Consider the following 26,563-nt stretch of genomic DNA (forward strand, 5'->3'; position numbering starts at 1 on the left):
CGCTGGCGCCGCACGCTCGGCTCGAGCAGACTTGTCGTGTCCCGGCGCCGAGATCAGCGCCGGGCAGATATTTGCACCGCGCGTGAGAACCCTCACGAAACTGCTGTGACGACTGTCACTCGGCCCGGATACGGTGTCTGGGTTGGGCAATTCAACGTGCACTATGGATGGTGTGAGTCAACGCCCGGACCTACGGCCGAATCGGATCGCCGTGTTATCGGTGCACACCTCACCACTTGCTCAACCGGGTACCGGCGATGCAGGCGGCATGAACGTCTATGTCCTGCAAACCGCCGTTCAGCTGGCCCGACGCGGCACCGAGGTCGAGATTTTCACTCGGGCCACCTCTTCGAACGTCCCGCCGGTCCAGGAGGCCGCCCCGGGGGTTCTGGTGCGCAATGTGGTGGCGGGCCCGTTCGAGGGGCTGGACAAGCACGACCTGCCGACCCAGCTGTGCCCGTTCACGGCAGAGGTGCTGCGCCAAGAGGCCAGACACCAGCCCGGACACTACGACCTCGTCCATTCGCACTACTGGTTGTCCGGTCAGGTCGGCTGGCTGGCGCGCGACCGCTGGCGGGTGCCGCTGGTGCACACCGCGCACACCTTGGCAGCGGTGAAGAACGCGGCGCTGGCCGAGGGCGACTGCCCCGAACCCGCGACCCGCGAGATCGGCGAGAAGCAGGTGATCGCCGAGGCCGATCGCATGGTCGCCAATACCGCGGAAGAGGCGCACCAGCTGATCGAGCTGTACGGCGCCGATCCCGAGCGCATCGATGTGGTGCCGCCCGGCGCGGATCTGACTCGCTACTGTCCCGGTGAAAGGGCCGCGGCCCGAGCCGAATTGGGCCTGGCCACCGACGAGCGGATCGTCGCGTTCATCGGCCGCATCCAGCCGCTCAAGGCCCCGGATGTGCTGGTCCGCGCGGCCGCCGAGCTGCTGCACCGCGACCCGGCGCGCAAGCTGCGGGTGCTCATCGTCGGCGGCCCGTCCGGCACCGGACTGGAGCGTCCCGATTCACTGATCGAACTCGCGGCCGCGCTCGGCATCGCCGAGCACGTCACCTTCCTGCCACCGCAGCCGCCGGATCGCCTGGTCCAGGTGTATCGCGCCGCTGACCTGGTCGCGGTGCCCAGCTACAACGAATCCTTCGGTCTGGTCGCCATCGAGGCGCAGGCCAGTGGCACCCCGGTGCTCGCGGCCGATGTCGGCGGACTCGGCACCGCCGTGCGTCACGGTGAGACCGGCCTGCTCGTCCCCGGGCATCGGACGCCGGACTGGGCCGATGCCCTCGGCCATCTGCTCGACGACGGCGAGCGACTACGTCGGATGGGTTTGCGCGCGGTCGAGCACGCCGGCCATTTCTCCTGGGAGCACACCGCGGACGGACTGCTCGCCAGCTATTCGGCGGCGCTGGCCGATTTCCGTGCGATGCGAGCCGGTCTCGGTGCGGGCCGCCGCAAGGTCTTCGAGGCCGCACTGGCCGAGCTGCCGGACGAACGCACTAGCCTCACCGGTGAACGCAGTGCTGTTCTCCTCGGCGAGATCAGTCAGACCAGATCGCGGGCGCTGTGGCGGCGCCGGACGGGAGCGCACCGATGAGCACGGCAGCCGCGACCGCACAGCTGATCGACGAAACGCTGCGCGAGCGCGAAATCGAGTACACCCATCCCAGCCAGGAGACGTTCGTCGTCATCCTGCCCGGTGATCGCAAACTCCAGACCACCGTGATGCTCACCGTCGGCAAGCACGGACTGCGGATCGAATCGTTCGTCTGCCGCAAGCCCGACGAGAACTTCGAGGGCGTCTACAAATTCCTGCTGCGTCGCAACCGCCGCCTCTACGGTGTGGCCTACACCCTGGACCGTGTCGGCGATATCTATCTGGTCGGCCGCGTGGCCACCCATGCTGTTACCTCCGATGAACTGGATCGGATCTTCGGCCAGATCCTCGAGGCCGTCGACGCCGACTTCAATGTCCTGCTGGAACTCGGCTTCGCCGAATCCATTCGCCGGGAATGGAAGTGGCGGGTATCGCGCGGCGAATCCTTGCAGAACCTGCGCGCCTTCGAGCATCTGGTCGAGACTGCCGACCAGCCTTGAACCAGCCCGAGCGAGTGTGTCGATTGCGTAGCGAAAACGGTCACCGGTCGAATGCTCACTGTTGGAATGTCTGGACCATCCAACGCAGGGAACCACCGGGGAGCGAGTCTTACGAGCGACATTCGCGGTCCGTCTCGCGTCCGAGTCGTCGAAGCGCATGCGACGAAGTCGCGAGTCTCGACGGCTCGGACGCGAGACACCAGGGGGCCGCGAACACGCAGCGCCGCAGGCGCTGCAAATCAAACACAGAGGCAGCCCGGCGATGATGGTTCTTGCTCTGGATATCGGTGCGACGAAATTCGCCGCCGGGGTGGTCTACGGGGGCCGGAAGGTACGCGATGTGCGGCGGATCGATGTGCCGCGGGAATCGGTGTGGGCGGCGTGCCGCGACCTGCTGCTCGAGGTGGCCGGTGACGCGACGGTCTCGGCGATCGGGATCGGTTCGGCCGGACCGGTCGATGTGCGCACCGGTGTCACCAGTCCGCTGAACATTCCGGAATGGAAGCCGGGCTTTCCGGTCGTGGCCGAGGTACAGCGGCTGTTCCCTTCCGCCGCAGTGCGATTCGCCATCGATGGTGCCTGCCTTGCCCTGGCCGAACATCACGTCGGCGCGCTGCGTGGCATTCCGAACGGCCTGGCCATGACGGTCTCCTCGGGCATCGGCGGCGGCATCATCGCCGACGGTCGGGTGGTGCTCGGGCGCACCGGCAATGCCGGACACGTCGGCCATATCGTGGTGCCGGGTTGGGATGTCCCGTGTGAATGCGGCGGCGTCGGCTGCGTCGAGGCGATCGCCAGCGGTATGTCATCGGTGCGCTGGGCGCGCGAACAGGGGTGGCGCGGCGAGACCGGCGCCGGGCTGGCGAAGGCAGCGCACACCGGCAACGAGATCGCACTCGCCGCGTTGCAGCGGGCCGGAACCGCCCTCGGCACGGCCATTGCCTCCGCGGCCTCGACGCTCGATATCGATCGGGTGGTGATCGGCGGCGGCTTCGCGCAGTCCGGCGAACCCCTGTGGGAACCGCTGCGCGCGGCACTGACCCGGCACGCGGGTTTGGACTTCCTGCGCGAGCTGCAGGTGGTGCCGTCGCGAATCACCAATGGCGCCACCCTGGTTGGCGCGGGTGTACTCGCCGCCGGCCACGATACGGCCGATGCCATCTCCTGAGCAGTGGGAACGGATGCGAGGCCGGTTCGCGTACATGCCAGAATGGCCTGCATGACGTACACCCTCGTGTTGCTGCGCCACGGCGAGAGCGAATGGAATGCCATGAACCTTTTCACCGGTTGGGTGGATGTGCACCTGACCGACAAGGGCATCGCCGAGGGCAAGCGCGCCGGGGAACTGTTGGCCGAGCACGGCATTCTGCCCGATATCGTCTACACCTCCGTGCTGCGGCGCGCGATCAGCACCGCGAACATCGCGCTGGACGCCGCCGACCGGCACTGGATCCCGGTCGTGCGCGACTGGCGCCTGAACGAGCGCCACTACGGCGATCTGCAGGGCAAGAACAAGACGCAGGTCCGCGACCAGTACGGCGACGATCAGTTCATGCTGTGGCGGCGCAGCTACGACACGCCGCCGCCGCCGATCGACCCGTCGAACGAGTACAGCCAGGAGAGCGATCCGCGCTACGACGGTATCGACGTCCCCAAGACCGAATGCCTGCTCGACGTGGTGAACCGCATGGTTCCGTACTGGGAGTCGACCATCTCCAAGGATCTGCTCTCGGGCAAGACCGTTCTCGTTGCGGCGCACGGCAATTCGCTGCGCGCGCTGGTCAAGCACCTGGACCGGATCTCCGATGACGATATCGCCGGGCTGAATATCCCCACCGGTATTCCGCTGCGCTATGAGCTGGACGAGAACTTGCGCCCGGTTCGTCCGCGCGAATACCTGGACCCCGAGGCCGCCGCCGCGGGGGCCGCGGCCGTCGCCAGCCAGGGCGGCAAATAAGCGCCTACCTCGATACATACGCGCCGCGACCAGCCTCGGTCGCGGCGCCTTGTCGTTTCTCGGCGGGACACCGCTGATCCGCTTGCCGGGTCGCGCCGGTGGCACATCGTTTGCCTCGATCCGAAATGGGGCCGGTGCGCGGATCGCGGTCAGTTAGCGGTCGACCGCCACTGAACCAGATCCCCGACGGCGTGCCCCCGGCCCGCCTGGACCGGGCGCGCACGGTCGCGCTCGAAGAGACCGAGCGGCTCACCCGGCAGCGACTCGGTGCGGTCGGCAATGTCGGATTCGCCGGAGTGAAAACGATCCGGACTCTCTCGCGCGAACAACGCGTAAACAAGCGGCTAACGGGCCTGGAAGTGCCCATGACCTGCGTGAAACTTCGCGTACCCCGAGTTAGGTTGTCGGTTGGCGACCGTACGATTCAAGTGTGAGCGTTCCCCAGGCCGTCCTACTGGCAGTCCTCGCGGCTGTCGTCGGCCTGGCAGTCGGCGGGCTACTTATCCCGTTCATGAACGCCAGGCAGGCCGCCCGCAGACAGGCGGATTCCGGTCTCACCATGTCCCAGGTACTCGACCTGATCGTGCTCGCCTCCGAGAGCGGAATCGCGGTCGTGGACGAATACCGCGATGTGGTGCTGGTCAATCCGCGCGCCGAGGAACTGGGCCTGGTTCGCAACCGGCTGCTCGACGAACGCGCCTGGGCCGCAGTGGAGAAGGTGCTCGCCACCGGCGAATCCACCGAATTCGATCTCACCGCGGAGAAGCCGCTGCCCGGCCGCAGCCGGATCGCGGTGCGTGGAGTGGCCAGGCAGCTGTCGCGCGAAGAGACCAGTTTCACCGTGCTGTTCGCCGACGACGATTCCGAGCAGGCCCGCATGGAGGCCACCCGCCGCGACTTCGTCGCCAACGTCAGCCATGAACTCAAGACTCCGGTCGGCGCGATGAGCCTGCTGGCCGAGGCCATGCTGGAATCCGCCGAAGATCCCGACGCGGTCCGACACTTCGGTCAGCGCGTACTCGGTGAATCCCGGCGCCTGGGCAAGATGGTGACCGAGTTGATCGCACTCTCGCGACTGCAAGGTGCGGAAAAGCTACCCGAGCTCGAGGTGGTCGACGTCGACTCCGTGGTCACGCAGGCGGTCGATCGCTCCCGAACCGCCGCCGAGGCCGCTGGCATCACCGTCAGCACCGATCGCCCGAGCGGACTCGAGGTGCTCGGCGACGAAACCCTGCTCGTCACCGCACTGTCCAACCTGGTGGAGAACGCGATCGCGTACTCACTCGCGGGCTCCCACGTTTCGGTGAGCCGCTCACTGCGCGGCGATCACGTCGCGATGGCCGTGACCGATCGCGGCATCGGTATCGCCAAGGAAGACCAGGAGCGGGTCTTCGAACGATTCTTCCGATCCGATAAGGCGCGCTCGCGTGCCACCGGTGGTACCGGGCTCGGCCTGGCTATCGTCAAGCACGTGGCGGCCAACCACAACGGTGAAATCACCCTGTGGAGCAAGCTCGGCACCGGATCGACGTTCACCCTGCGAATACCTGCCCATCATGAAGCCGGCGGCGAAGAAGAGGTCGACGGTTCCGTGGTGAGCATGAGAGAAACACACCCGCGCCCCACGGGGCCGGGCAGACCGAATGGTGTGGAGGCACGCAGATGACGAGTGTTCTGATCGTCGAAGATGAGGAGTCGCTGGCCGATCCGCTTGCGTTCCTGCTGCGCAAGGAGGGATTCGAGGTCACCGTGGTCGGTGACGGACCGTCCGCGCTCGCCGAATTCGACCGCTCCGGCGCCGATATCGTGCTGCTCGACCTCATGCTGCCCGGCATGAGCGGCACCGACGTGTGTAAACAGCTGCGCACCCGCAGCGGCGTACCGGTGATCATGGTCACCGCGCGCGACAGCGAGATCGACAAGGTAGTCGGCCTGGAACTCGGCGCCGACGACTACGTCACCAAGCCGTACTCGGCGCGCGAACTGATCGCCCGCATCCGGGCCGTGCTGCGCCGCGGCGCGGGCGATGAACTCGACGGCGGCAATGAGAGCGGTGTGCTCGAGGCCGGACCGGTCCGGATGGATGTCGACCGCCACACCGTGCACGTCAACGGCAGGCAGGTCACGCTGCCGTTGAAGGAATTCGATCTGCTCGAATATCTGCTGCGCAATTCCGGGCGAGTGCTGACCCGGGGCCAGCTGATCGACCGGGTCTGGGGCGCCGACTATGTCGGCGACACCAAGACCCTCGACGTGCACGTCAAGCGGTTGCGCTCGAAGATCGAGGGCGATCCGGCCAAGCCGGAGCACCTCGTCACCGTCCGCGGCCTCGGCTACAAGCTCGAGGCTTGACCGCCGGCACCCCCCTGAAAGTTCCTACAAAGCGCAGCCGCCGAGGCCCCGACAACCTCGACGTCTGCTGCGTGCGTCCGAATCAGGGCAGGTAGACCCAGGTGGGCCCGAGGCCGGGGACGTCCTGCTTGTGCAGGGTGATCCAGCCGAGATCGTCTTCCTGCATGCACTCGTAGATGTCGGCCGCGCTGGTGCCGCGGCACGCGATGGTGTGGGTGACGCCGTACGGGCTCATGATCAGGTTCTTGCCGTTCGCCTGAGCGTTGATCGCCTCGGGGGTGTTGGCGGGCAGGAAGTCGGCGGTGAAATCGGCGTATTTGGCCGGGTCGCCATTGGGTTCGGCATGCGCGGCACCGGTCAGTGCGGCGGTGGCGCCGAGCGCGATGGCGGTCAGGGTCAGGGCTTTCTTCAACATGACCGCACATCCAACCGTATGTGAGTAAAGCCCGCATGGCGGGCAGGTGAATCGCCCCTACTTCGAGCACAGCCGGACGAAGTCCGCCGATAGTCTCTTGCGCTTGGCCGAGCGCAGGCGAGGCCACCACCTATGCAAGGCTCACGCCGACTGGTCGGCGATGGGTTGGTCGGATTTCATCCGGTCGGCATGCACGGTCGCGGGATGGATCGCGATGAGGCCGAGTCCCTCGCGCCGCTTGCAGTGCCTGGCCAGCTCTTCGTAGGCAGGTACGCCGAGCAATTCCTTCAGCTCGGGAGCGTAGGACTGCCACACCGGACGGGCGCCGACATGCGCGTCAGGGGAGCCGGAGCAGTACCAGTCCAGGTCTTCGCCGCCGGGACCCCAGCCGCGCCGGTCGTATTCGGTGATGGTGGTCTTCAGGATCTGCACGCCGTCTGGGCGCTCCACCCAATCCTGGGTCCGCCGGATCGGCAGCTGCCAGCACACGTCCGGCTTCACCTCGAGTGGCTCGATGCCCTTGCGCAGCGCCATGGTGTGCAGCGCGCAGCCGACGCCGCCCTCGAAGCCGGGGCGGTTCAGGAAAATGCAGGCGCCGTCGAAGCGGCGGGTGCGCAGGGCGGGCTCGTCCTCCAGTTCGTCGAGTTCCAGATAGCCCTTCTTGGTGATCTTGCCCTCGGCATCGGTCGCTTCGTCCATCAGCTGCCAGTCGCCCGGTGTGAGCATTTTCACAGCATTGGTCAGACGCTTGCGGTCGTCCTTGTCGGAGAGGAACGCACCGTGCGAGCAGCAGCCGTCATCGGGGCGGTCGCTCAGAATTCCCTGACAGGCCGGAGTTCCGAAGACACACGTCCAGCGCGACAGCAGCCAGGTCAAATCCGCGACGATCACATGCTCGTCGTTTGCTGGATCCACGAACTCGATCCATTCACGGGGAAAGTCGAGATCGACCTCCGGCGCCGGATCGATCTTCCGCGCTGGTGGGGGTCTCTTGGAGCCGCTGTTCGCTGCGCCTACCGTCACACTTCAGGACGCTAACAGTTCAGTCGCCTGGGCTAAAGGGCCGGTTCACCCAGTACCGTATTCATGTGCGGCTTGGGGTACTCGATGTCGGAAGCAATACCGTCCACCTGCTTGTGGTGGACGCCCATCGCGGTGGTCACCCGATGCCGATGAGCTCGACAAAGGCCACTCTCCGGCTATCGGAGAATATGGATTCCGAGGGCCGCATCACCGTCCAGGGGGCCGAACGGCTGATCGCGACGGTCGCCGAATTCGCCAGCATCGCCGAGACTTCCCGCTGCGTCGAGCTGATGCCGTTCGCGACTTCCGCGCTGCGTGAGGCCGCGAACTCCGATGAGGTACTCGCCAGGGTCCGCGCCGAAACCGGCGTCGAACTGCAGGTGCTCGCCGGTGTCGACGAGGCCCGGCTCACCTTTCTCGCCGTGCGCCGGTGGTACGGCTGGAGCGCGGGCCGGATCCTCAATCTCGATATCGGCGGCGGCTCGCTGGAAATGACCAACGGCGGCGATGAGGAACCCGATCTCGCGGTCTCGCTGCAACTCGGCGCCGGAAGATTGACCAGAGAATGGCTGCGCGAGGATCCACCGGGCAAACGCCGCGTCGCGGTGCTGCGCGATTGGCTCGACGCGGAACTCGTCGCACCCGCGAAACAACTGCTGGACGTGGGGAAACCGGATCTCGCGGTCGGCACATCGAAGACGTTTCGGTCGCTTGCCAGGTTGACCGGAGCGGCGCCCTCTTCGGCCGGGCTGCGGGTGCGCCGTACACTCACCAGCTCAGGTCTGCGCCAACTGATTGCCTTCATCTCGAGAATGACGGCGGCGGACCGTGCAGAATTGGAAGGCGTAAGTTCCGATCGGTCACAGCAATTGGTGGCTGGCGCATTGGTCGCGGAGGCGAGTATGCGGGCACTATCGCTGGACACCCTCGAGATTTGTCCGTGGGCACTGCGCGAGGGGCTGATCCTGCGCAAACTGGATACCGATATGAACGGTGGACCGAGGGCTACGGCATTGCCGGGTGCCGTTGTGGAAACGAGCGGTAAGCCGGTGCCCGGCGGCGATCTATCGGGCCCGATCGAAACGGTGTCGTCATGAGTGAGGATTCCAAGCAGCTATCGGTTGCCGAGCTGCTGGCACGAAACGGCCAGCAGGGCGCGGCATCACCCGGTGGCGGCGGGCGGCGGCGGCGCGGTGGCCGCGGCATCTCGGTTGCCGAGCTGACCGGTGATCTGCCTGCCATTCCGGCGGGCGGCGGCGGCCATTCGGCGCACGCCGCACCCGAGGACGACGAACCGGCGTACGAACCGCCGTCGTACGAATCCAACGGGTACGACGCGTCGGGTTATCAACCCTCCGGTTTCCAGTCCGGCGGGTACGCGGGGTCCGGTTTCGAAACGCCTGCGCCGGAACCCACTTCGTACGCCGCGCCGGATCCGGCGCCGTACGCCGCACCCGAATCATCCAACTACTCGCCGATGTCGGGGCCGATCACGCGGTACGACCCGCTCTCGGCGTACGCCGCTGCGGAGGCGCCCGCCGATCCGCTGCCCGCGCCGGGATATTCGAGCCGGATCATGCCGGGGCGGGAAATGCCGGGCGCGGATTCGTCGCGGCATTCCGCGCCCGCGGATCCGCTGTCCGCGCCGATCTCGGATCTGTACGCCCCGGCGCCCGATCCCTACGCCCCGGCACCGGATCCGTATGCGCGGGACCCGCTTGCGGACGGCGCGGTCGGCTCCGGACGCACCGGCCGCAGACGCCGGCATGCCGAACCGGAGGAAGAGACCACCGACGTACAGCCGCTGCGCGATCTCGGCCGCGGCATCGGCGCGCCGCCCGAAAGCCCGCCGAACGGATCGAGATTCGGCGGCCGGGCCGCCCGGCGACGCGCGGCGGAGGCCGCGGCCGAGGCCGAGGCCGACAACGCCGGACCCTCGACCGCGCCGTGGTCGCCGTCCACCAGCGGCTTCGCACCGGAATCCGCGCCGCTGCCGATGCCCCCGCGGCCGGACGGTCCGGCACGCGGCGCCCATCCCGAGCCGCTGGATCAGCGAAGATCCGCACGACTGGACGGTCCGGCCGATCGGGGACTGCCCGCCTGGTCGGTGCGCAGACATGTACCGCCCAAGGGCAACGCGCCCGAATCCGGGAGCATCCCTACCGCCGCGTGGTCGCTGGCCAGTCAGGATCAGCAACTCGTCTCCGGTCAGACCGTGGCGGGCGACCTGCTGCGCGACGAAGTCGAACGTGCCGAGGCCGAGCGGGCGAACGGGCGCGCCGCTGAACGCAACGGGCGTGGGCGACGTGGCCGATCGCAGCCCGCCGAGCCGGATGTGTACGACGGTCTGACCGATGTGTACGAACCGTTCCCGACCGGTGATGTCCTCGACGACGAGGATTTCGACGACGACGATGTCGATTCGGATCATTCTTTCGCCTCCCGCCTGTCCCCGAGACGTGCTCGCTCGCGGGTCGCACGCAAGTCGGAGTACGACACAAATCGCCGCCAGTGGATGATTCTCGGTGGTCAGAGCACCGGTGCCGCAGTCGCCGGGATGTTGCTCTTCAAGGGCTTCGAGCGCATGTGGGAAATGCTGCCCTGGGTGGCGCTGTGCCTGGCGATGATCGTGATCCTTGGTCTGGTGGCGCTGGTGCGAATACTGCGGCGCACCGATGACATCCTCAGCACGGTGATAGCCGTCGTCGTCGGCATCTTCGTCACCCTGGGACCGCTAGCCTTTCTACTCAGTACGAACTGAGCAGGGAGCAGGCTGTGGGGAATATCGGGCAGGCGGACGACACCAGAACGGCGAACGTGACCGGGGGGCGCGCTCCCGATCCGGACGTGCGCACCGAACCCGATTCGCCGGTCGAAGCGGCCGGCGGATTCGGCGCTCAGCAGATCCTCGTCGGTCTCTCGACGGCCTCGGTCTATCCGCAGAACACCGAGGCGGCCTTCCGATACGCGGCCGAAATCGGTTACGACGGCATCGAATTGATGGTCTGGGCCGAGCCGGCCAGCCAGAGCATCGCCACCGTCCAGGCCTACTCGCGCAAATACGGTGTGCCGGTACTGGCGATCCACGCACCGTGCCTGCTGATCTCGCAGCGGGTCTGGGGCTCGGATCCGGTGGCCAAACTCGAGCGCAGTGTGCGCACGGCCGAGGCGCTCGGCGCGGGCACCGTGGTGGTGCATCCGCCGTTCCGCTGGCAGCGCAGGTATGCGCAGGGCTTCACTGATCAGGTGGCCGAACTGGAGGAGCACAGCCACGTCATCGTCGCGGTGGAGAATATGTTCCCGATGCGCGCGGACACCCTCTTCGGACGCAAAACCGGGTCGGCGAAGCGGCTGGAGCGCCGCGGCGGTCCCGGTCCCGGCGTGACCGCCTTCAGCCCGTCCTACGATCCGACCGATACCGGATTCCGGCACTACACCCTCGATATCTCGCATACCGCGACCGCGGGCGCCGATCCGCTGGCGCTGGCCGCACGGATGGGCACCGGGCTCGCGCACCTGCATCTCGCCGACGGCCGCGGTGCGGCGCACGACGAGCATCTCGTGCCGGGCGAGGGCACGCAGCCGTGCGTCGAGCTCTGCGCGGCACTGCTGCGCTCCGGTTTCGCCGGTCACGCGGTCGCCGAGATCAATACCCAGAATGCGCGTACCGCCCAGGGCCGCACGAGCATGCTGAACCGCACGCTGGACTTCGCCAGAGCACACCTCAACGCGCCCGCTCCGGCCCCGACGCACGCGAATCAGGTGTGACGCCGCACCGATCTGTCCGCAGAAGGGAATGCCGACCCGAATCGCTTCGTTCTACGCTGTACGAACGCTGTGTCCCGCCGACACGGCCGACCGACGACAGGAGTGACGATGCCGGAGCTGACCGCCGAACACGCGCAGGCCACCACGACGGACGCACCCTTCAGCCGGGTGTGCACACTGACCGAACTGCTGTCGGCCAATCCGGATACCGGCCGCTACCTGGGCACCATCGACAAAATCTGGACCATCGGGCCGAAGGTGCACGGCGGCACCATGGTCGCGATCAGCGCCGCCGCGGCCACCCGCTGGCTGCGCGCCTCCGATCCGGCCCTGGTGGTCATGGCGCCCATCGCGGCGAGCTCCGATTTCCTCGGTGCACCGGAGCCCGGCGAGGTCGAGTACGAGGTGCACATCCGCAAGGTCGGTCGCCAGATCTGCCTGGTCGATGTGGACCTGATCCAGAGCGGGCGCACGCTGGTGCGCACCGCGTTCACCTTCGGTCATCTCGATGACGCCGACCCGATCTACGCACAGCGGCATGCTGAAATGCCGATCGAACCGCCCGCCGACGCCGTCGGTTACCGGGATTCGTCGATGGGCAAGGTCGTCCATGTGGCGCGCGGCGCCGAACTATTCATCGATCGGGAGTGGGCCCGATTCCTCGACGGTGCGAAAGGTGAACCGCGCCTGCGTCTTTGGATGCGCCCGTTCGAAGGTGACCAACAGGATCCGGATATCGCCATGTACTTCGCGATCATGTCCGCCGATATGAGCCCGCCGGTCCTGGCGAACCTCGGCCAGACCGGTTGGGCCCCGACCGTTCAGATGACGACCTACCTGCGCCGTCGCCCGGCCCCGGGTTGGTTGCGGATCATCGCGACCAGCCATGAGGTCGGCGAGCGCATGTTCGACGAGGACCAGCTGATTCTCGACTCCACCGGTGCGGTCGTCGCGCAGAGCCGTCAGCTCGCGCTGGTGCCACAGCGGCGATAGGACCCCACAGCGGCGATAGGACCCCCAGCGGCGACAGGACCCTGGCTCTTCCCCAGCGCCGAGCCGATTTGGTCGCGCGACTAGCCTTAAGGCCCATGACGAGAGTTGCGGTGATCGGTGGCGGTCGCATCGGGGAGGCGTTGATCGCCGGATTGCTCGAATCCGGACGGGCGGCGAAGGATCTGGTCGTCGTCGAGACGCATGCCGATCGGGCCGAACTCATCGGCGACCGTTTCGGCGTACGGGTCACCGATTCGATCGCGGACGCGATCGTAGGTGCGGATGTCCTGGTCATCGCGGTCAAGCCGGGGGATGTGGATACGGTCTCGAGCCAGCTCGGCAAGGCCGAACTCGATGCCGATCGGGATCAGATCCTGGTGTCGCTGGCGGCGGGTGTGCCCACGGCGCGCCTGGAGAACAAGCTGCCCGCCGGTTTCCCGGTGGTCCGGGTGATGCCGAATACCCCGATGCTGGTCGGCCAGGGCATGAGCGTGCTCGCGCCGGGCCGCTACGCCCGGCCGGAACAGCTGGCCCAGGTGACCGAGCTGCTCGCCGCGGTCGGCAAGGTGGCGACCGTGACCGAGGCGCAGATGGATGCGGTGACCGCGGTCTCGGGTTCCGGACCCGCGTACTTCTTCCTGGTGGTCGAGGCCATGGTCGATGCCGGTGTCGCGCTCGGCCTGACCCGCGACGTCGCCACCGAACTCGTGGTGCAGACCATGCTCGGCTCGGCCGCCCTGCTCGAGAGCTCCGGACAGACCGCTGCCGAACTGCGTGCCGCAGTGACCTCGCCGGCGGGTACGACCGCCGCCGCGGTGCGTGAATTGGAGCGCGGCGGGGTGCGTTCGGCCTTCTTCGAGGCATTGCACGCCGCGAAGCAACGATCCGCCGAACAGGGTGCCAACGACGGTACTGGCGGCAGCGCTTCCTGAGGTGTCTCGGGTGGGAGTTGATCAAACACCGAACGTCTGCGGGGTGACCGGTCGGTTCCGTGCGTGTAAACCTGATTTCTCACACCCGTCGCAGTAATCCCACTGGTCCCGCTAAGCTTCAAGGAGCACGTGCGTGTCTGTTCCGCCGGTGGGGAAGCCGGCGGCGCGGACGTGCCGGAGGTCAGTGGTGCGATGATGTCTAACAAGATGTCTGCAAATAGTTCAGGGACGTCGCCAGGAAGTTCCGGACCATCGGGTGGCCGGGCCAATTCCCGGACCCAAGGCGGTTCGGGAACTCCGACGCAATCGGTGCTCGGCGGAGGTACTCAGTTCCTCACCGTCGCCGAGGTCGCGAATCTCATGCGAGTGTCCAAGATGACGGTCTATCGGCTGGTGCACTCGGGTGAGTTGCCCGCCGTACGGGTCGGTCGTTCGTTCCGGGTGCATGCCAAGGCGGTGCACGACTATTTGGAGACGTCCTACTTCGACGCTGGATGAGGCGGTTTCATCAGTTTGACGGTGTCCCGGTAGGATGAACCCTCGGTTCGTGTGCGCCTGTCGGCGGCACCGCTTTGTGGTGTCCGGTGCCAGCTGGCGGCGCGGACGCTGAAATATGCGTACGTGATTGGCGTGCGCGCCGAGTAGAGAGAACGCGAGGACAACCCTATGGGTTCTGTGATCAAGAAGCGCCGCAAGCGCATGTCGAAGAAGAAGCACCGCAAGCTGCTTCGCCGCACGCGTGTTCAGCGGCGCAAACTCGGCAAGTGAGTCGCTGCGCGTTAGCTGAGAGGCCCGTCACCGATTGGTGGCGGGCCTTTCTTTTGAAACAGCGAATTTTGAAAGTTGCCCATGTATCGGGTGGCTGAAGTCATCGTTAGATCCTGGTTAATACCCTCTGCGCATCGGAGTCGACCGGTTACTCTGGTACCGCAGCAAATGGAATTGGGGGGCTGTCACAGTTGGGATCCGGTGCGGTGGGTTCTGAAATGCGGGATGGACATACACCCAAGGTGGTGATGGTGACCGGTGCCAGCCGATTCTTCGGCGGCAACGTGGTCGCGCGTTTGGCCCAGGATCAGACCGTCGAACACATCCTGGCCGTCGACACCATGACCCCCAGTCGTGAACTGCAACGACGCATGGGCCGCGCCGAATTCGTTCGCGCCGATATTCGAAATCCCTTGATTCGCAAGGTGATCGGCGGCAATGAGGTCGATACCGTCGTGCACGCCGCGATGCTCACGCATCCACCGGCCGGTGGTGGCCGGGCGGTGATGAAGGATCTCAACGTGCTCGGCGCCATGCAGCTGCTCGCGGTGTGTCAGAAATCGCCTTCGGTGCGGCGCGTGGTGGTGCGCTCGACCTCCGCGATCTACGGATGCAGTGCGAAGGATCCCGCGAAATTCACCGAAGAAATGAGCGCGCGAACTCCACCGAGTGGTTGGTTTGCTCGCGACATGATCGAAATCGAAGGATTCGTCCGCGGACTCGCGCGGCGGCGTCCGGATATCGCCGCTTCGATTTTGCGTTTGGCGCCCATTGTCGGCCCGCGGTTGGCCCGGCGCGGTGTGCAGTATCTGCGCTCACCCGTCGCTCCGACGGTTCTCGGCCGCGATGCCAGGCTGCAGTTGCTGCACGAGGAGGACGCCATCGCCGCGATGGCGCACGCGGCACGGCAGGCGCCCGGCGGCACCTACAACATCGCGGGAGACGGCGCACTGGTGTTGTCGCAGGCGATCCGGCGTGCGGGTCGGATCGAGCTGCCGATCCCATGGTCGGTCTTCCGCACCGCGGGCCGCGCGATCATGGGCCCGATCATGCGGGACTTCACCAGTGAGCAGATCGACTATTTCCACTTCGGCTGTGGCCTCGACACCACCCGTATGCGCACCGAACTCGGTTTCGTCCCGCGCTGGACGACGGTGCAGGCATTCGACGACTTCATCGGGGGCGCAGCGTCGCGGCCCGTCATCGATCCAGCCTGGATCGATGCCGCAGAACATAAACTGCTCGGCCTGCTCGGGGCCGCTACGGGAGCACATACATGAATGACGTAGCGAAAGTCATCCAACTCCACGATCTGAATATCGAAACGCGCCAGCGGAACACGCCGCGGCGCTGGCCGGAACCGGTGACCGGCGAGGTCGCGCCGAGCCAGGTGGTGACGTCGCTGACCGAACGTCTCGCGGCCGCCGAACCCCCGGCGCCGCAGTCGGTGTCGGACATGCTGCGCGGCGCCATCGGCAAGCAGATCCGCACCACCGCGGATTTCCTGCGCCGTCGGGTCACCGGCGACTATCAGGTCGACGAATTCGGCTTCGACGAGCACCTGCTGGAATCGTTGATCCTGCCCGCGCTGCGCCCGCTCTCGGATTATTGGTTCCGAGTGCAGGTCAACGGGATCGAGAACGTTCCAGAAGCAGGCGGTGCGCTGATCGTCGCCAACCATGCGGGCACCATTCCGCTCGACGGGCTGATGCTGCAACTGGCGATCCACGATCGGCATCCGAAGGAACGCGCGCTACGTCTGCTAGCCGCCGATCTCCTCTTCGAGACGCCGGTGCTCGGCGTGCTCGCTCGCAAGGCCGGGCACACCCTGGCCTGCCATCCGGATGCCGAAAGGCTTTTGCGTGCAGGCGAATTGACCGGCGTGTTCCCGGAGGGCTTCAAGGGCGTCGGCAAGCAGTTCACCGACCGCTACAAGCTGCAGCGCTTCGGTCGCGGCGGATTCGTCGCGGCGGCGGTGCGCACCGGCACGCCGATCATTCCGTGCTCGATCGTCGGCTCGGAGGAGATCTATCCGAAACTGGCCGATATCAAGCCGCTCGCCAGGCTGCTCAATGTGCCGTATTTCCCGGTGACGCCGCTGTTCCCGCATCTGGGTCCGCTCGGCGCGCTGCCGCTGCCGTCGAAGTGGTACATCGAATTCGGCGAGCCCATCGCGACCACCGGCTACGCGGCCGAGGACGCCGACGATCCGATGACCATGTTCGAGGTCACCGATCAGGTTCGCGAAACCATTCAGCAGACCCTCTACAAACTGCTCACCAAGCGCCGCAACCCGTTCACCGGCTAGTGCTCGCGGCGCCGGGTGACCGCGGCGGCGACCGCGCCGCCGGCGGCGCCGAGTGCCAGCGCGGTCGGCACGCCGATCTTGGCTGCCTTGCGTCCGGTGCGGAAATCACGGATCTCCCAGCCGCGATTCTTCGCCACCTCCCGTAGGTCCGAATCCGGATTGATCGCCACCGCGGTGCCGACCAGTGACAGCATCGGCACATCGTTGTGGCTGTCGGAGTAGGCCGTACAACGCTTGAGGTTCAAGCCTTCTCGGACCGCCAGCGTGCGCACCGCATGCGCCTTGCCGAGTCCGTGCAGGATGTCGCCGACCAATCGCCCCGTGAACTTTCCGTCGACGCTCTCGGCGACGGTGCCGAGCGCGCCGGTGAGCCCGAGCCGCTTGGCGATCACCTGCGCCAGCTCGACCGGTGTCGCGGTCACCAGCCAGACCTGCTGGCCGGCGTCCAAGTGCATCTGCGCCAAAGCCCTTGTGCCGGGCCAGATCTTGTCGGCGATGATCTCGTCGTAGATCTCCTCGCCGAGGGCGGCCAGTTCGGCGGTGGGGCGGCCCGCGATGAATGCCAGCGCCTTCTCCCGGCCTGCGGCCATATCGGTGCTGTTCTCCTTGCCGGTGACCCGGAACTTCACCTGCTTCCAGGCGACGTCCACCAGATCGGAGGTCTTGAAGTATTTGCGCGCGGCCAAGCCGCGGGCGAAATGCACGATCGACGCACCCTGCACCATGGTGTTGTCGACATCGAAGAATGCGGCCGCGGTCAGATCCCGCGGCACCTCGGGCCCGATGGCCTCGATATCGGCTTCGGCGAGTTCGGCATCGTGCAGCGACAGCGCCGCCTCGGCACTGGCCTCACCGGCCAGATTGGCCCGCAGCTCTTCCTCGCTCGGGCCGAAGGGGCTGCGAGAGATGCGCGCGAGCTGGTCATGCAGACCCTGGCCCAGCCGGCCCTGATTCCACCGCACCGGAAACTCACCGAATCGTCCCGCGATGAAACCAGCTCTTGCCACCTTCGATCGTTCCGGCACCAGTACCTCCGCCCGTCGCGCGAACCACAACCACATTAGCTGGCCGCGGCGACAGTCAAGGCACTACCGCGCGCTCCGATCGGGGCGTGGCGAGGGGATTTAATATCGGCCATGACCAATCCCACACATTCGGTGACGCTGCTGACGAGATCGGGCTGCGGGCTCTGCGTCATCGCGTTCGAGCAACTCCGGGCGATCTGCGCCGATTTCGACATCGAGCCGTCGACCGTCGACGTGGACCAAGCCGCCGGAACCGACCCTGGCCTGCGCGCGGAGTACGGCGACCGGCTTCCCGTCGTGCTGCTGGACGGTCGTGAGCACAGCTATTTCGATGTCGACGAGCCCCGATTGCGGGCCGACTTGACTCGCTGAGCGATTGCTGATCCGGCCCGATTCCGCCGCGCTGCTGGTCGCGGCCGAAAATGAGGCCAAATTCACCGACTTTGTGAAGGGCTGCACAAGCGGTTACGGTGGTGGCACGCGACCCGCTCGCCGAGGCTGCGGATCCACCGCGTAATGAACCCAGCATTCCGAATACTTCGACCATGGCACCGGACCGCCCCGGGCACGAGGTCGAACGACGAACCGGACCTCGCCGGAGGCCGGAACGAGGAGCCGACGACGTGACAGAGCAGCATGAGGCGCCGAGTGGCGTCTCCGGCAGGGCTCTGCAAAAGGACATCCCCCAAGCCACCGTGGCGCGGCTGGCCACATATCTCCGGGTCCTGGCCATGTTGGCCGACGACGGTGTTGCCATCGTATCGAGTGAGGAACTGGCTGTCGCGGCGGGTGTCAATTCGGCCAAGTTGCGCAAGGACCTTTCCTTCCTCGGCCCCAACGGTGTTCGGGGTGTCGGCTATGACGTCGCCAAGTTGCGCACCAGGATCGAGGATGTGCTCGGGCTCTCGCAGGGACATCGGGTGGTACTGGTCGGCGCCGGAAATCTGGGCCGGGCACTGGTCGGGTACGGCGGGTTCCGGCGCCGCGGTTTCACCGTGGTCGGCATGTTCGACAGCCACCCCGAGGTGATCGGCCGGTCGGTCGCCGGTCTGGTGGTGCGCGATGTCGCGGATCTGGCCCCGGCCGTCGACGCCTTGAAGCCGACCATCGCGGTGATCACCGTGCCCGACGACGCGGCACAGGACGTTTGCGATCTGTTGGTCGCCTCCGGGCTGCAGTCGATTCTGAGCTTTGCTCCATGTGAACTGACCGCGCCGGAGACGGTGGAGGTGCGCCGGGTCGATCTGGCGGTCGAGTTGCAGATGCTGTCGTTCGAGACCGCACGCAATGCGCCGCCGCTGCCCGAGGTCGCGCACGCCGTTTCCGGCCGCATCGCCCACCGCGCGCCCGCGCACACTGCTGCCGGACATCCGGTGCTCAAGCACTCGACGTCCTCGCATTCGGCAACGGAGCCATCCAGCAAGGGATCGGTGGTCACACCATGAGTGAGCGCAGCGAACGAATCATGCGGCGGCGCGTAATGCGCATGACGCAGCCGAGCGCCGGCGAGGCGGAGTCATGAGCATTCTTCTAGTCGGGATTTCGCATCGCAGCGCGCCCGTCTCGATTCTGGAGAAGGTCGCGATCACCGACGCGGACCGGCCGAAACTGATCGATCGAATGCTCACCTCGAGCCGTGTGTCCGAGGCGATGATCGTCTCCACCTGCAACCGTGTCGAGGTCTACGCCGTGGTGGACGCCTTCCACGGCGGCCTCGCCGAAGTCGGCGATTTGCTGACCAAACATTCCGGCCTCCCGCTGCCGGATCTGACCAAGCACGCCTATGTCCGCTACAGCGAGGCCGCAGCCGAACACCTGTTCGCGGTGGCCAGCGGCCTGGATTCGATGGTGATCGGCGAGCAGCAGGTGCTCAGCCAGATCCGCGGCGCCTACGCTTCCGCCGACGCACAGCAGGCGGTCGGGCGGACCCTGCACGAACTCGCGCAGCACGCGCTGCGCGTCGGCAAGCGGGTGCATTCGGAGACCGGTATCGATCGGGCCGGCGCGTCGGTGGTTTCGGTGGCGCTGGATCGGGCGCGGCATGTGCTCGGCCCGCTCGCCGGGCAGACCGCCGTGGTGCTCGGGGCCGGGGCGATGGGCGGGCTCGCGGTGGCGCATCTGTCGCGGGCGGGCATCGGCCGCATCCTCGTGGTGAATCGCACATCGGCCCGGGCCAAGCGGCTCGCCGCGACCGCGCGCAGTCACGGTGTCGAGGCTCATTCGATGGAACTGTCGCGCCTGACCGAGGCGATGGCGGCCGCGGATATCGTCGTCACCTGTACCGGCGCGGTCGGCGCGGTGGTGACACTGGCCGATACCCACCGCGCACTCGCCGAACGCGAGCGCGCCAGCCAGGTGGAACGGCCGTTGGTGTTCTGCGATCTCGGTCTGCCGCGCGATGTCGAACACGCGGTAGCCGGACTGCCCGGTGTCACCGTCATCGATATCGAGACCTTGCAGCGCGATCCGGCGGCCGGTGCGGCCGCCGACGATACCGCCGCCGCCCGCTCGATCGTCGCCGACGAACTCGCGAAATACCTTGCAGGCCAGCGCATGGCGGAGGTCACCCCGACCGTTGCCGCATTGCGGCAGCGCGCGGCCGAGGTGGTCGAGGCCGAATTGCTGCGGCTGGATTCCCGGCTGCCCGGACTGGCCGATCCGGAACGTGACGAGGTGGCGCGCACCGTGCGTCGCGTGGTGGACAAGTTGCTCCACGCGCCGACGGTGCGCGTTAAACAGTTGGCCTCCACCCCGGGCGGCGATACCTACGCCGAGGCGCTGCGGGAACTGTTCGAGCTCAAACCCGGTGCGGCGCAAGCGGTCGCGGCTCCGATGGAACTCAGTTCGATCAGCGACGAGCATACGGCGATTCGCTTCTTCGGCGATGTTGCGGTCGACCCGGAAGCGATCGTCGGCGGCAGCGAGATCGCGCTGGCCGACGACTTCACCGCCGGACACCGCGGCGAAGAACAGGGGCAGACGTCATGACAGTTGTGCAGGAAGAGGAAAACGTGACCGCAGGCAGCATTCGCGTGCCGTGGCGGATCGGCACCAGAGGCAGTTTGCTCGCCCGCACGCAGGCGGGCACGATCCGCGACAATCTGATCGCGGCCGGACACGATGCGGAGCTGGTGGTCGTCGAGACCGCGGGCGATCTATCCGCGGATCCGGTGCAGCAGATCGGTGTCGGCGTCTTCACCTCGGCACTGCGCGACGAACTCGCCGCCGGGAAAATCGATATCGCGGTGCATTCGTACAAGGACCTACCGACCGCACAGGATCCGCGTTTCACCATCGCCGCCATCCCGCCCCGCGAGGATCCGCGCGATGCACTGGTGGCGCGCGACGGTCTGGTGCTCGGTGAGCTTCCCGCCGGTGCCAAGGTCGGCACCTCCGCGCCGCGCCGCGCCGCGCAGTTGCGTGCCCTCGGACTCGGTCTGGACATCGTGCCGCTGCGTGGCAACCTCGACACCCGGCTGCGCAAGGTCAGCGAGGGGGAGTTGGACGCGGTCGTGGTGGCCAGGGCCGGACTGGCCAGAATCGGCCGGCTCGACGTGGTCACCGAGGCGCTGGAGCCGGTGCAGATGTTGCCCGCGCCCGCACAGGGTGCGTTGGCGGTCGAATGCCGCAGCGATGACAGCGAACTCATCAAGGCGCTTACCGAACTAGACGACGCCGCGACCCGTGCGTCCGTCATTGCCGAACGGTCGCTGCTGGCCGAACTGGAGGCCGGTTGCACCGTGCCGATCGGCGCGATCGCCGAGGTCGTCGAATCGCTCGACGATGACGGCAGAATTGTCGACGAACTCTCGCTGCGCGGTTGCGCGGCGGCCGTCGACGGCTCCGATGTATTGCGAGCCTCCGTGGTCGGCGCTCCCGAGCGCGCTGCGGAGCTCGGCCGCGAGCTGGCCCGGGAACTGCTCGATCTGGGCGCCCGCGAGTTGCTCAGCACGCCGGAAGCAGCGGTTAGTCCGCCCACTGACTTTTACAATTCCAGCCCAATGGAGAACAGCCAATGAGCGAGCGAATCAACAACACAGTGCCCCCGGCGATGTGCGTGCCGAGCGCTAGCGAGGTACGGGCATGAACCGAGCACACAAGAAGCATCCAGGACGGATCCTGTTTGTCGGGTCGGGGCCCGGCGACGCGGCACTGCTGACAGTGCGTGCGCGCGAGGTGCTGGGGCGGGCGACATTGGCATTCACCGATCCCGATGTCGACAAGGGCGTGCTCGCCCTGATCGGTATCGCGGTCGAGCCGGGCGAGGACGGTGAACGTCCGGTGGACGTGCGGCCCGCGCTCGGCGACCCCGCCGAGGTGGCCAAGACGCTGATCGCCGAGGCCCGCGGTGGCCACGACGTGGTCCGGGTGGTCGCGGGTGATCCGCTGACGACCGATTCGGTGATCGCCGAGGTCAATGCGGTGACGCGTTCGCATATGGTCTTCGAGGTGCTGCCGGGCCTGCCCAATGGTTCCGCGGTGCCGAGTTTCGCCGGTATCGCGCTCGGTTCCGGGCACACCGAGGCCGATGTGCGCGGTGAGGTCGACTGGGCCGCACTGGCCGCCGCGCCCGGCCCGCTGGTGCTTTCGGCGACCTCGGGTCATCTGGCCGAAACCGCGAGTGCGCTGGTCGAACACGGTATGGCGCCGCAGACCCCGGTCGCGGTGACGGTGCGCGGCACCACCCGCCAGCAGCGCACCATCGAGGCCACCCTGGCCACGCTCAACAGTGCGGCCTCCGAGCTGGTCGGTCCGCTGGTGGTGACCATCGGCAAGGTGGTCGCGCAGCGGTCGAAGATGTCGTGGTGGGAGTCGCGGGCGCTGTACGGCTGGACCGTGCTGGTCCCGCGCACCAAGGAGCAGGCATCCGAGATGAGCGAGCGGCTGGTCACCCACGGCGCCATTCCGATGGAGGTGCCGACCATCGCGGTCGAGCCGCCGCGCAGTCCGGCGCAGATGGAGCGCGCGGTCAAGGGTCTGGTCGACGGCCGCTACCAGTGGGTGGTGTTCACCTCCACCAATGCGGTGCGTGCGGTCTGGGAGAAGTTCGCCGAATTCGGTCTGGACGCTCGGGCCTTCTCCGGTGTGAAGATCGCCTGCGTCGGCGAGGCCACCGCGGATAAGGTGCGCTCGTTCGGGATCAATCCGGAGCTGGTGCCGAGTGGTGAACAGTCGTCCGAGGGCCTGCTCGCCGACTTCCCGCCCTACGACGACGTTTTCGATCCGGTGAACCGAGTCTTGTTGCCACGCGCGGACATTGCCACCGAAACTCTGGCCGAGGGTCTGCGCGATCGTGGCTGGGAAATCGATGACGTGACCGCCTACCGCACGGTGCGCGCCTCGCCGCCGCCGGCCGAGACCCGCGAGATGATCAAGACCGGCGGCTTCGACGCGGTGCTGTTCACCTCGTCCTCCACGGTCCGCAATCTGGTCGGTATCGCGGGTAAGCCGCACGCGCGCACCATTGTTGCGTGCATCGGCCCGAAGACCGCCGAGACGGCCATCGAATTCGGTCTGCGTGTGGATGTGCAGCCGGAGGTCGCCCAGGTCGGTCCGCTGGTCGAGGCGCTGGCCGAGCATGCGGCCCGCCTGCGCGCCGAGGGCCTGCTGCCCCCACCGCGCAAGAAGAGCCGCCGCAGCCGCTAGATACCCGTTGGCCTACCCGGTTGGGCGGCGAGAGTGCAGGCTGTTTTGTGCGACCTGCAAGCAGTCGCCAGCGTCGCTCTCTCGCCGCGCAACCGGAGCCGCCGCAACCGTCGAGCTCCGTTGATCAGCGGCTGTAGCGCATCAGGGTCCGCACCAAACGGCAGGTGGTGTCGGACGGCGGGCGAATATCGATGAGTTCGGCTGTGCGCCGGATCCTTTCGTTGCTGGCTTGGCTCGGCAGATAGATCCCGGAGTCCAGCAGGGCGATGGTCAGGCGCATCGCCTTGAGTCGTCGATTGTGCGAGATGTACCACTTGCGCGGTCGCCCGGCGGGCAGCGGCCGCTTCTGCAGCGGAACATAGGGTCGAACTGTGTTGTTTCGAGCGACCTGCAAGCGATCGCTGACCTTCGACTTCGATGCGGTGTTGGGCACGGTGCGTCCTCCCGTCGCAATCGGGAACCTGGAGCGATTCCCTCGAACACTCCTTCGATTTTACTACTGCCCACCGACAAAAACACCCGCTCACAAGGGCTTTCGTACGCTGCGGGGAACCGCGCGGTGATCTGGCCACCCCGAGTTCGAACCGAGGACTCGGGTACGCGGTGCCCGGCCGTGAGACCGGCTATCCGGGCGGATGACTTGTTCGCGAGTGTGTTTCAGAGTCCGTGTAGGAGTTCGAGCGCTTGGGGGTGGCGCAGGATCGCAGCGCGTTCGAGCCAGTAGCGGGCGTCCTTGTGCCCCTGGGCTGCTGCCGCGGGATTGTCCGTCTGCACAGGTCGCTCTCTCAGGAATCGCGCGAGCTGGAACATTGAATCGGCATCTCCCGCTTCGGCGCCGCGACGCAACCACCGCTCACCCTCGACCCGGTCATCGCGTACTCCTGGGACAAGACCGACCACTCCCCACCATCATCCGCTCCTCGCACGGCACTCTTCGAGCGCCGGTAATCGCCGGCGACCGCCGGGTGGTCCGCAGTATCGCCCGGTGGGCTTATCGGATCCTCGAGACATCCTCAACGATGATGGCAAGCCCCTGATCCATCGGCGTACCGCCGCTTGCGACTCGTATTCGGGCCGGGCGTATCGTGCGGTTATGACCGGATTGGACCGCCCGCGGCGGTTGCGCCGTACCCCCGCCCTGCGTCGTCTCGTGGCTGAAACGACTCTCGAGCCACGGCAATTGGTGCTACCGATGTTCGTCGCCGACGGACTGGACGAGCCGCGCGAGATCGGCTCCATGCCCGGCGTACTGCAGCATTCGATGGATTCGCTGCGCAAGGCGGCGGTCGAAGCGGTCACCGCGGGTGTGGGCGGGCTCATGCTCTTCGGTGTGCCGCGGCCCGAGGACAAGGACGCCACCGGCAGCAAGGCCAGCGATCCCGATGGCATTCTCAACCGGGGTCTGCGCGCGCTCGCCGACGAGGTCGGCGATTCGACGGTGGTCATGGCCGATACCTGTCTCGACGAATTCACCGATCACGGCCACTGCGGCGTGCTGTCCGCGGACGGTGCCGTCGACAACGACGCCACCCTGCACCGCTACGTGGAGATGGCGCTCGCGCAGGCCGAAGCCGGGGCGGATCTGCTCGGTACCAGCGGCATGATGGACGGTCAGGTCGGCGCGATCCGGCGCGGCCTGGACGCGGTCGGGCGCACCGATACCGGCATCCTCGCCTACGCCGCGAAGTACGCATCGGCGTTCTACGGTCCGTTCCGCGAGGCGGTCGCCTCCTCGCTGGAAGGGGATCGGCGCAGTTACCAGCAGGATCCGGCGAACCGTCGCGAGGCGATCCGGGAACTGCAACTGGATCTGGCCGAGGGCGCGGACATCGTGATGGTCAAGCCGGCGATGTCGTATCTGGACATCCTGCGCGATGTCGCCGACCAATCGACGGTGCCGGTGGCCGCGTATCAGATCTCGGGCGAATACGCGATGATCACCGCCGCCGCCCAGCGCGGCTGGATCGACCGCCGCGCTGCCATCCTGGAATCGCTGATCGGTATCCGCCGGGCCGGCGCGGATATGGTGCTCACCTACTGGGCGACCGAGGCCGCGCACTGGCTGTCGTGACGAATCCGCTCAGACCCGAGGCGCCGGGTGCGGCGTCTGGCAGTTCGAAGTCGGTCGAGTCGGAATCGATGAGCCCGGAATCGCCCTCAATGCAGTCATCCTCCGAGCCGGAGGGTTCGAAGTCGCCGGATCGCGAGTCGGACGGGGCGAAGTCGCTCGGTTCGAATCCGCAAGGGTCGGATACCGCGGGACCGAATCCTGCGTCACTGCCGGAGGGCGCACATCCAACCGAGGCGTATCCGCCTGGGTCGCAGGGTACCGAGTCGGCCGGCGCGTGGCCGCAGGGCGCCGAGGCGCCCGGGACGGCTGATTCGAACACGCACGGCGCAACTCCGGCGGGCGCGCATCCGCCCGGCGCAACTCCGGCGGGCGCGCATCCACCCGGCTCGAATCCGGTGGGAGCGAATGCGCCCGGCTCGAGTCCCGCGGGCGCGCATAGCCACGGCCCTGCTGCAGCGGGCGCGCGTCCACCCGGCTCGAGTCCGACGGCAGCGCATCCGGCCGGACCGTATCCGCAGGGCGCGATTCCGCCGATGCCGTATCCGCCCGGGGTGTATCCACCGGCCGCGTACCCGCGCGGGCCTGTTGTCGGGCCGCCGCAGCCGCGGCAGGAACCGCCGGAGGATATTCGGACGGCGCGGCAATTGTGGTGGGGTGTAATCGGATTCGGCATTCTGCAGATGATCGGGTCGGTTGTCGCGGCAATTCAGCAGCGCAAGGATTTCGCGCAGAAGATGTTCGACCAGGTGCACGTCGGCGATCCGAATTTCACGATGGCCAATGCGGAGCTGATGGTCTCGTTGGCCTTCGTGGTCGCTGTGGTGATCGGGTTGGCGCTGGCCGCATTCGCCTTGCTGTTCGTGCACCAGTTCGTGCGCGGAAAGCTATGGGCACGGACGCTTTTGACCGCTGTGGGCGTCTGGCTGGTACTGGTGGCGGTCGGCACACTGTTCGCGCTGGAAGCGGTGACGGGAGCGGCCTCGCTGGTAGCGGGTGCGGCGGCGATCGTGCAGGGCGTGCTGGCCGCGGGTGCGGTGTATCTGAGTCACCGTCCGGACTCGACCGAGTACTTCCAGATGAATCGCAGGTGAACGAAAGCTGGAGCCGTCCGCGAGTTTGTCAAGAAATCGGCAGCATGTATCGTGAGGGTTGTCACAGAGGACATGGGAACCGGAAGTCATTTGTTACACGTTGTCTTACGTTTT

General features: G+C 66.9%; 26 protein-coding genes. 22 read left to right on the forward strand and 4 right to left on the reverse strand.

What is annotated here, in order from left to right; genetic code table 11:
• Positions 1-163: 163 nt before the first annotated feature.
• The 6 genes from mshA (at position 164) to ACQPXH_RS04740 (ending at position 6,409) form a co-directional block, all read left to right on the forward strand.
• On the forward strand, positions 164-1,600 hold the full coding sequence (mshA, locus tag ACQPXH_RS04715; RefSeq protein WP_433601122.1) for a D-inositol-3-phosphate glycosyltransferase: 1,437 nt from the start codon (positions 164-166) through the stop codon (positions 1,598-1,600).
• Positions 1,597-2,100: a YbjN domain-containing protein gene (locus tag ACQPXH_RS04720; RefSeq protein ID WP_433601123.1), complete on the forward strand. Its 504-nt coding sequence runs from the start codon at positions 1,597-1,599 to the stop codon at positions 2,098-2,100. Before mshA ends, ACQPXH_RS04720 begins: the two co-directional genes overlap by 4 nt.
• Before the next feature lie 262 nt (positions 2,101-2,362).
• Positions 2,363-3,268: an ROK family protein gene (locus ACQPXH_RS04725; RefSeq protein ID WP_433601124.1), complete on the forward strand. Its 906-nt coding sequence runs from the start codon at positions 2,363-2,365 to the stop codon at positions 3,266-3,268.
• 51 nt (positions 3,269-3,319) lie between these two features.
• Complete coding sequence (locus tag ACQPXH_RS04730) at positions 3,320-4,057, forward strand: phosphoglyceromutase (protein WP_433601125.1); 738 nt, start codon at positions 3,320-3,322, stop codon at positions 4,055-4,057.
• 430 nt (positions 4,058-4,487) lie between these two features.
• Positions 4,488-5,723 carry a sensor histidine kinase gene (locus ACQPXH_RS04735; protein ID WP_433601126.1) on the forward strand — a complete coding sequence of 412 codons (1,236 nt, stop codon included), beginning with the start codon at positions 4,488-4,490 and terminating at the stop codon, positions 5,721-5,723.
• Positions 5,720-6,409 carry a response regulator transcription factor gene (locus ACQPXH_RS04740; protein WP_040696229.1) on the forward strand — a complete coding sequence of 230 codons (690 nt, stop codon included), beginning with the start codon at positions 5,720-5,722 and terminating at the stop codon, positions 6,407-6,409. The genes ACQPXH_RS04735 and ACQPXH_RS04740 overlap by 4 nt, the downstream gene beginning before the upstream one ends.
• Positions 6,410-6,491: 82 nt before the next feature.
• Here ACQPXH_RS04740 and ACQPXH_RS04745 read toward each other — a convergent pair whose 3' ends face one another.
• The gene (locus ACQPXH_RS04745; protein ID WP_433601127.1) at positions 6,492-6,824 is read right to left on the reverse strand and encodes a hypothetical protein; all 333 of its coding nucleotides are present in this window, start codon (positions 6,822-6,824) and stop codon (positions 6,492-6,494) included.
• A 141-nt stretch (positions 6,825-6,965) separates the two neighbouring features.
• Positions 6,966-7,793, reverse strand: a complete 828-nt coding sequence (locus ACQPXH_RS04750) for a hypothetical protein (RefSeq protein WP_433603305.1) — start codon at positions 7,791-7,793, stop codon at positions 6,966-6,968.
• Between the two features lie 119 nt (positions 7,794-7,912).
• On the opposite strand from ACQPXH_RS04750, the gene ACQPXH_RS04755 reads away from it, so the two are divergent.
• The 9 genes from ACQPXH_RS04755 to ACQPXH_RS04795 all read left to right on the forward strand — a co-directional run bounded on the left by ACQPXH_RS04755 (position 7,913) and on the right by ACQPXH_RS04795 (position 16,616).
• Positions 7,913-8,944: a hypothetical protein gene (locus tag ACQPXH_RS04755; RefSeq protein WP_433601128.1), complete on the forward strand. Its 1,032-nt coding sequence runs from the start codon at positions 7,913-7,915 to the stop codon at positions 8,942-8,944.
• Positions 8,941-10,608 (forward strand): hypothetical protein, encoded by a 1,668-nt coding sequence (locus ACQPXH_RS04760; protein WP_433601129.1) that lies wholly within the window; start codon positions 8,941-8,943, stop codon positions 10,606-10,608. The genes ACQPXH_RS04755 and ACQPXH_RS04760 overlap by 4 nt, the downstream gene beginning before the upstream one ends.
• Before the next feature lie 143 nt (positions 10,609-10,751).
• Positions 10,752-11,615, forward strand: a complete 864-nt coding sequence (locus tag ACQPXH_RS04765) for a sugar phosphate isomerase/epimerase family protein (protein WP_433603306.1) — start codon at positions 10,752-10,754, stop codon at positions 11,613-11,615.
• A 108-nt stretch (positions 11,616-11,723) separates the two neighbouring features.
• A complete protein-coding gene (locus ACQPXH_RS04770) occupies positions 11,724-12,608 on the forward strand; it encodes a thioesterase family protein (RefSeq protein ID WP_433601130.1) in 885 nt (294 codons plus the stop codon).
• A 95-nt stretch (positions 12,609-12,703) separates the two neighbouring features.
• On the forward strand, positions 12,704-13,540 hold the full coding sequence (proC, locus tag ACQPXH_RS04775) for a pyrroline-5-carboxylate reductase (RefSeq protein WP_433601131.1): 837 nt from the start codon (positions 12,704-12,706) through the stop codon (positions 13,538-13,540).
• 207 nt (positions 13,541-13,747) lie between these two features.
• The gene (locus ACQPXH_RS04780; RefSeq protein ID WP_245721189.1) at positions 13,748-14,038 is read left to right on the forward strand and encodes a helix-turn-helix domain-containing protein; all 291 of its coding nucleotides are present in this window, start codon (positions 13,748-13,750) and stop codon (positions 14,036-14,038) included.
• 168 nt (positions 14,039-14,206) lie between these two features.
• Positions 14,207-14,308 (forward strand): 30S ribosomal protein bS22, encoded by a 102-nt coding sequence (locus ACQPXH_RS04785; protein WP_003402602.1) that lies wholly within the window; start codon positions 14,207-14,209, stop codon positions 14,306-14,308.
• Positions 14,309-14,526: 218 nt separating this feature from the next.
• Positions 14,527-15,588: an NAD-dependent epimerase/dehydratase family protein gene (locus tag ACQPXH_RS04790; protein ID WP_433601132.1), complete on the forward strand. Its 1,062-nt coding sequence runs from the start codon at positions 14,527-14,529 to the stop codon at positions 15,586-15,588.
• Positions 15,585-16,616, forward strand: coding sequence for a lysophospholipid acyltransferase family protein (locus ACQPXH_RS04795; protein WP_433601133.1), 1,032 nt, complete (start codon positions 15,585-15,587; stop codon positions 16,614-16,616). Before ACQPXH_RS04790 ends, ACQPXH_RS04795 begins: the two co-directional genes overlap by 4 nt.
• Here ACQPXH_RS04795 and ACQPXH_RS04800 read toward each other — a convergent pair.
• Positions 16,613-17,623, reverse strand: a complete 1,011-nt coding sequence (locus ACQPXH_RS04800) for an HAD family hydrolase (protein ID WP_433601134.1) — start codon at positions 17,621-17,623, stop codon at positions 16,613-16,615. The two genes, ACQPXH_RS04795 and ACQPXH_RS04800, sit on opposite strands and share 4 nt — an antisense overlap.
• A gap of 129 nt (positions 17,624-17,752) precedes the next feature.
• Here ACQPXH_RS04800 and ACQPXH_RS04805 point away from each other — a divergent pair, with 129 nt between their 5' ends.
• The 5 genes from ACQPXH_RS04805 (at position 17,753) to ACQPXH_RS04825 (ending at position 23,287) form a co-directional block, all read left to right on the forward strand.
• The gene (locus ACQPXH_RS04805; protein ID WP_433601135.1) at positions 17,753-18,013 is read left to right on the forward strand and encodes a glutaredoxin family protein; all 261 of its coding nucleotides are present in this window, start codon (positions 17,753-17,755) and stop codon (positions 18,011-18,013) included.
• 251 nt (positions 18,014-18,264) lie between these two features.
• On the forward strand, positions 18,265-19,086 hold the full coding sequence (locus tag ACQPXH_RS04810) for a redox-sensing transcriptional repressor Rex (RefSeq protein ID WP_433601136.1): 822 nt from the start codon (positions 18,265-18,267) through the stop codon (positions 19,084-19,086).
• A 73-nt stretch (positions 19,087-19,159) separates the two neighbouring features.
• Entirely contained in the window at positions 19,160-20,629 is a 1,470-nt protein-coding gene (locus tag ACQPXH_RS04815) for a glutamyl-tRNA reductase (RefSeq protein ID WP_433601137.1), read from the forward strand.
• Entirely contained in the window at positions 20,626-21,660 is a 1,035-nt protein-coding gene (gene hemC, locus ACQPXH_RS04820; protein ID WP_433601138.1) for a hydroxymethylbilane synthase, read from the forward strand. Before ACQPXH_RS04815 ends, hemC begins: the two co-directional genes overlap by 4 nt.
• Positions 21,661-21,724: 64 nt before the next feature.
• Entirely contained in the window at positions 21,725-23,287 is a 1,563-nt protein-coding gene (locus ACQPXH_RS04825) for a uroporphyrinogen-III synthase (protein WP_433601139.1), read from the forward strand.
• A gap of 124 nt (positions 23,288-23,411) precedes the next feature.
• On the opposite strand, the gene ACQPXH_RS04830 is transcribed toward ACQPXH_RS04825, so the two are convergent.
• A complete protein-coding gene (locus ACQPXH_RS04830; protein WP_433601140.1) occupies positions 23,412-23,720 on the reverse strand; it encodes a hypothetical protein in 309 nt (102 codons plus the stop codon).
• Positions 23,721-24,380: 660 nt separating this feature from the next.
• On the opposite strand from ACQPXH_RS04830, the gene hemB reads away from it, so the two are divergent.
• Both hemB and ACQPXH_RS04840 read left to right on the forward strand, forming a co-directional pair.
• On the forward strand, positions 24,381-25,358 hold the full coding sequence (hemB, locus tag ACQPXH_RS04835) for a porphobilinogen synthase (protein WP_063045350.1): 978 nt from the start codon (positions 24,381-24,383) through the stop codon (positions 25,356-25,358).
• 89 nt (positions 25,359-25,447) lie between these two features.
• Positions 25,448-26,449: a hypothetical protein gene (locus tag ACQPXH_RS04840; RefSeq protein WP_433601141.1), complete on the forward strand. Its 1,002-nt coding sequence runs from the start codon at positions 25,448-25,450 to the stop codon at positions 26,447-26,449.
• Positions 26,450-26,563 lie beyond the last annotated feature (114 nt).

Source organism: Nocardia sp. CA-135953, from assembly GCF_050955735.1.
Lineage (GTDB): Bacteria > Actinomycetota > Actinomycetes > Mycobacteriales > Mycobacteriaceae > Nocardia.

Bases quoted from the DNA above. Each gene is read 5' to 3' on its own strand.
- mshA (WP_433601122.1), top strand. From the start codon at position 164: ATGGATGGTGTGAGTCAACGCCCGGACCTACGGCCGAATCGGATCGCC.
- ACQPXH_RS04720 (WP_433601123.1), top strand. From the start codon at position 1,597: ATGAGCACGGCAGCCGCGACCGCACAGCTGATCGACGAAACGCTGCGC.
- ACQPXH_RS04725 (WP_433601124.1), top strand. From the start codon at position 2,363: ATGATGGTTCTTGCTCTGGATATCGGTGCGACGAAATTCGCCGCCGGG.
- ACQPXH_RS04730 (WP_433601125.1), top strand. From the start codon at position 3,320: ATGACGTACACCCTCGTGTTGCTGCGCCACGGCGAGAGCGAATGGAAT.
- ACQPXH_RS04740 (WP_040696229.1), top strand. From the start codon at position 5,720: ATGACGAGTGTTCTGATCGTCGAAGATGAGGAGTCGCTGGCCGATCCG.
- ACQPXH_RS04745 (WP_433601127.1), bottom strand. From the start codon at position 6,824: ATGTTGAAGAAAGCCCTGACCCTGACCGCCATCGCGCTCGGCGCCACC.
- ACQPXH_RS04760 (WP_433601129.1), top strand. From the start codon at position 8,941: ATGAGTGAGGATTCCAAGCAGCTATCGGTTGCCGAGCTGCTGGCACGA.
- ACQPXH_RS04770 (WP_433601130.1), top strand. From the start codon at position 11,724: ATGCCGGAGCTGACCGCCGAACACGCGCAGGCCACCACGACGGACGCA.
- proC (WP_433601131.1), top strand. From the start codon at position 12,704: ATGACGAGAGTTGCGGTGATCGGTGGCGGTCGCATCGGGGAGGCGTTG.
- ACQPXH_RS04780 (WP_245721189.1), top strand. From the start codon at position 13,748: ATGTCTGCAAATAGTTCAGGGACGTCGCCAGGAAGTTCCGGACCATCG.
- ACQPXH_RS04785 (WP_003402602.1), top strand. From the start codon at position 14,207: ATGGGTTCTGTGATCAAGAAGCGCCGCAAGCGCATGTCGAAGAAGAAG.
- ACQPXH_RS04790 (WP_433601132.1), top strand. From the start codon at position 14,527: ATGCGGGATGGACATACACCCAAGGTGGTGATGGTGACCGGTGCCAGC.
- ACQPXH_RS04795 (WP_433601133.1), top strand. From the start codon at position 15,585: ATGAATGACGTAGCGAAAGTCATCCAACTCCACGATCTGAATATCGAA.
- ACQPXH_RS04805 (WP_433601135.1), top strand. From the start codon at position 17,753: ATGACCAATCCCACACATTCGGTGACGCTGCTGACGAGATCGGGCTGC.
- ACQPXH_RS04815 (WP_433601137.1), top strand. From the start codon at position 19,160: ATGAGCATTCTTCTAGTCGGGATTTCGCATCGCAGCGCGCCCGTCTCG.
- hemC (WP_433601138.1), top strand. From the start codon at position 20,626: ATGACAGTTGTGCAGGAAGAGGAAAACGTGACCGCAGGCAGCATTCGC.
- ACQPXH_RS04825 (WP_433601139.1), top strand. From the start codon at position 21,725: ATGAACCGAGCACACAAGAAGCATCCAGGACGGATCCTGTTTGTCGGG.
- hemB (WP_063045350.1), top strand. From the start codon at position 24,381: ATGACCGGATTGGACCGCCCGCGGCGGTTGCGCCGTACCCCCGCCCTG.
- ACQPXH_RS04840 (WP_433601141.1), top strand. From the start codon at position 25,448: ATGCAGTCATCCTCCGAGCCGGAGGGTTCGAAGTCGCCGGATCGCGAG.